We start from the raw sequence: 4,052 nt of genomic DNA, 5'->3' as shown, positions 1-4,052 counted from the left end.
GCCGCCCATACCAGCGGCTGGGCGTTCCAGGTGGGCGGCTACGTCACCGAGCAACTCGGCCAAACGCTGGACGACCTGCTGGAAAATCCCGACCAGAGCTGAGGTGAGCGCCGCCTCAGGCGGCGACAGCGGCGTCCACCTCGGCCGGCAGGTCGTCATGGAAGTGGCGGCCCGCGGTCGTGGGCGCGATGACGCCCTGGCGGATCACGAAATCGCCAAAGCGCTCGCCTTCGTTCCGCTCCGCCGCATAGCGCTTCAGCAGCGGCGACAGCTCTGCCACGATCCGGTCGTGCTGAACGTCGCGGCGATAGAGCTTGTTCAGCCGCGTGCCGTCGAAGGCGCCGCCCAGATAGAGGTTGTAGGTGCCGGGCCCGCGGCCGACTAGGCCGATCTCCGCCAGATAGGGGCGCGCGCAGCCGTTCGGGCAGCCGGTCATGCGGATGGTGATCGAATCCTCCGCCAGGCCGGCGTCGCGCACCGTCTCGTCCAGGGCGGTCACCAGATCCGGCAGGTAGCGCTCCGCCTCGGCCAGCGAGAGGCCGCAGGTCGGCAGCGCCACGCAGGCCATGGCCCCCCGGCGCAGCGCCGTTTCCTGCCCGATCAGCCCGTACTCGGCCAGCATTTGCTCGATCAGCAGGCGCTTTTCCGGTGCGATCTTCGCGATCACCAGGTTCTGGTTGGCGGTGAGCCGGAACTCGCCGTCATGGACTTTGGCGATCTCGCGCAGGGCGGTGAGCAGCTTCTTCTCGTCCGTGTCCTTGATCCGCCCGTTCTCGATGAACAGGGTGAAGTGCCAGGAGCCCTCATGGTCCTGCACCCAGCCATAGCGGTCGCCATTGTCGTCGAACCGGAACGGCCTGGGCGCGCCCAAGGCGAAGCCGCAGCGCTTCTCGACCTCGGCCCGAAACGCGTCCAGCCCGTGCCGCTCGATCGTGTATTTCAGCCGGGCGTTCTTGCGATCGGCGCGGTTGCCCCAGTCGCGCTGCACCGTCACGACGTGCTCGGCCACCTTCAGCACCTGATCCGTCGTGCAGAAGCCCATCACGTCGGCAGCGCGCGGGAAGGTGGCGAGCTCGCCATGGGTCATGCCCATGCCGCCGCCGACCGTCACGTTCCAGCCGACAATTTTGCCCTTCTTGTCCAGGATCGCGATGAAGCCCAGGTCCTGAGCGAAGACGTCGACATCGTTGTCCGGCGGTACCGCCACCACGATCTTGAACTTGCGCGGCAGGTAGGTCCTGCCCAGGATCGGCTCGTCCTCCGCCTCGCCGCCTGCGACCTTCTCGCCGTCCAGCCAGATCTCGTGCCAGGCCCGCGTCTTCGGCAGCAGGTGCTCGCTGAGCTGCCGCGCCAGCTCGTAGGCCGTCGCGTGCGTCGTCGAGACGTGCGGGTTGGAGCTGGCCAGCACGTTGCGGTTGACGTCGCCGCAGGCCGCGATCGTGTCGACCAGTGCCCGGTCCAGCGCCTGCATGGTGCGCTTCAGGTTGGTCTTGATCACGCCGTGGAACTGGAAGGTCTGGCGGGTGGTCAGCCGCAGCGAGTGGTTCGCGTAGCTGGTCGCGATCTCGTCCATCGCCAGCCACTGCGCAGGCGTGCACACCCCGCCCGGCAGCCGGACCCGGATCATGAAGCTGTAGGCCGGCTCCAGGAACTTCTTGCGTCGCTCGGGCCGCAGGTCGCGGTCGTCCTGCTGGTAGAAGCCGTGGAACTTGGTGAGCTGAGTGTCGTCCTCGGCCAGCTGGCCGGTGATGGTGTCGGTCAGCCCCTCCGCGATCGTCCCGCGCAGGCCCCGGCTCTTGGCCTTGATGGTCTCGTTCTTCGAGAGCGTGCTCATCTGCTTTTCGCTTCTCAATAGACGTCGCGCTGGATGCGGCCGGCCCTGGTGGCGTCCTGCAGCCAGGCCTTGGCCCTGTCGTCGGTGAGCCCGCCCACCTCGGTGGCGATGCGGTTCAGGGTCTGGTCGACATCCTTGGCCATCCGGGTGGCATCGCCGCACACGTAGAAGTGCGCGCCGTCCTGCAGCCAGGCCCACAGGTCCTGGCGCTGCTGCCACATCCGGTCCTGGACGTAGATCTTCTCCGGCTGGTCGCGCGAGAAGGCCAGGTCAATCCGGCTGAGCACCCCGTCCACCTTCAGGTCCTGCAGCTCGGTCTGGTAGTAGAAATCGTGGGTGAAGTTGCGCTCGCCGAAGAACAGCCAGTTCTGCCCGGGTGCGCCGGTCTCACGGCGGTGCTGCAGGAACGCCCGGAACGGGGCCACGCCGGTGCCGGGCCCGATCATCACCACCTTGGTCGAGGGATCGGCCGGCAGGCGGAAGTGGCGGTTGGGCTTCAGGAACACGCCGAGCTTCTGGTTCCGGCCGAGCCGGTCGGCCAGAAACGACGAGGCCACGCCGTTGCGCTGATGGCCATGGCTCTGCCAGCGCACCACCGAGACCAACAGATGGGCGGCGTCCGGATGAGCCGACGGTGCGCTGGCGATGGAATAGGAGCGGGCCGGCAGGGGCCGCAGCAGCTGGAGCAATTCGTCCCTGCCGACGGTGGCACCATAGGTCTCGAACAGGTCGATCAGCTGCCGGTCGGCCACAAAGCTGCGCCAGCCCTCACCGGCCAGCATCTCGCCGAGCTCGGTGTGAGGGTGCAGCCGGTTCCAGGCTTCCAGCGTCGCCCTGGACAGGGTGGTCACGTCCTTCGTGCGGGTAAGCTCACGCGCCAGCGCATCGTCGCCGCCAAGACCCACCCGCTCCAGGATCTGCTCGACCAGGCGCGGGTCATTCTCCGGCAGGATGGCGAGGCTGTCGCCCGGCTCGTACACGATGGCGGAATCAGTGAGGTCCAGCTCCACATGGATCGTCTCGCGGGACGAGCGCGACGAGGTGATTGTGACCCGCTCGCTCATCGGCGCGAAGAACGGGTGCCGGGCAGTCCATTCCTGCTCCTCGGCACGCGCAAACCGGTCGAGATGGATGATCTCGGCGCTCGGCTCGTCGGCTTCGGCGGGCGTGAACAGCTTGATCGCCTGAGATGACCAGTCGCTCGCCGGCCCCTCGTAATCGACGTCGCAATCGACCCGGTCCAGCACGCGCACCGCACCCAACTCGGCCAGCCGCTCGTCCAGCCGGCGGCCGAACGCGCAGAACTCGGTATAGGCGGTGTCGCCCAGCGCCAGCACGGCGAAGCGGGTCCCCTCCAGCCTGGGCGCACCGTCGGCGAAGAACGCTTGGGCGAACGGCACGGCCCGGGCCGGCGGATCGCCCTCGCCCCAGGTCGACGCGATCACCACCAGGTTCTGGGTCCCGGCGAGTGCGGCGGGCTCGGTCTCGCCCATATCCAGGATCTTCGGCTGGAAGCCCTGCTTGGCCGCGGCCTTGGCGAACTTCTGGGCGAACGCCTCGGTGTTGCCACCCTCCGTCGCGTAGAGGATCGAGAGCGGGGTCTTGCGCTTGGGTGCTGTGGCCGGTGCTGCTTGGGCCGGTGCCGTCTCGGTAGCGGTGGCCGCAGCATAGCCTGCCAGGAATCCAGCCAGCCAGGTGCGCTGCTCAGGGCTGGTCTCGGCGAGGCCGGCATTGAGCGCCTTGATCGCCGCGTCCGAGAACGGAGCGGTCGGTGGCAGGATGGGCAGGACGCGGGAGGAGCTGGCCATGGTCGTTCTCAGTGCGTGGAACTGGGCGTGGAGCCGGGCCCGGGACTGGCCGTGGCGCTGGCGCGGGCGAGCTGGCCGGATGCTGGAGTGCTGTGCGGCGTACGCTCGGCCGATGTCAGCCAGCCATGGCCGTCGATCACCGCGTCGGTGAGGCTGGCCAACTCATCGAGCGTGCGCGGCCGGCGCCGCCAGGCGGTCCGCTTGCGGGCGATTGCTTCCAGCCGCTCGGCCCATTCCTCGCCGAGCTGCGATTCCAGCCAGCGCCGCAGCCGCATGGCGAGGCCGGGGCTCTTGCCGGCGGTCGAGATCGAGACGAGCAGGTCGCCGCGCCGGACCAGGGCGGGGGTGTGGAAGTCGCAGAAGGGCGGGTGGTCCTCGATGTTGACCAGTACCCCCTCGGTGCGCGCGGC

Annotated in this window: 3 protein-coding genes; all 3 read right to left on the bottom strand. The window is 68.6% G+C overall.

The window, feature by feature from the left end; all coding sequences use genetic code 11:
- Positions 1–115: 115 nt before the first annotated feature.
- The gene (gene cysI / locus EQG76_RS04330) at positions 116–1,834 is read right to left on the bottom strand and encodes an assimilatory sulfite reductase (NADPH) hemoprotein subunit (RefSeq protein ID WP_159710928.1); all 1,719 of its coding nucleotides are present in this window, start codon (positions 1,832–1,834) and stop codon (positions 116–118) included.
- Between the two features lie 14 nt (positions 1,835–1,848).
- A complete protein-coding gene (locus tag EQG76_RS04325; RefSeq protein WP_159710927.1) occupies positions 1,849–3,642 on the bottom strand; it encodes a diflavin oxidoreductase in 1,794 nt (597 codons plus the stop codon).
- Between the two features lie 8 nt (positions 3,643–3,650).
- Positions 3,651–4,052: precorrin-2 dehydrogenase/sirohydrochlorin ferrochelatase family protein (locus EQG76_RS04320; RefSeq protein WP_407925504.1), on the bottom strand; the 402-nt coding region annotated here is incomplete at its 5' end.

The organism is Geminicoccus flavidas, assembly GCF_009806515.1.
GTDB classification, from domain to species: domain Bacteria; phylum Pseudomonadota; class Alphaproteobacteria; order Geminicoccales; family Geminicoccaceae; genus Geminicoccus; species Geminicoccus flavidus.
Note: the sequence above shows the minus strand (reverse complement) of the source record. Positions and strands in the feature narration are given on the sequence as shown.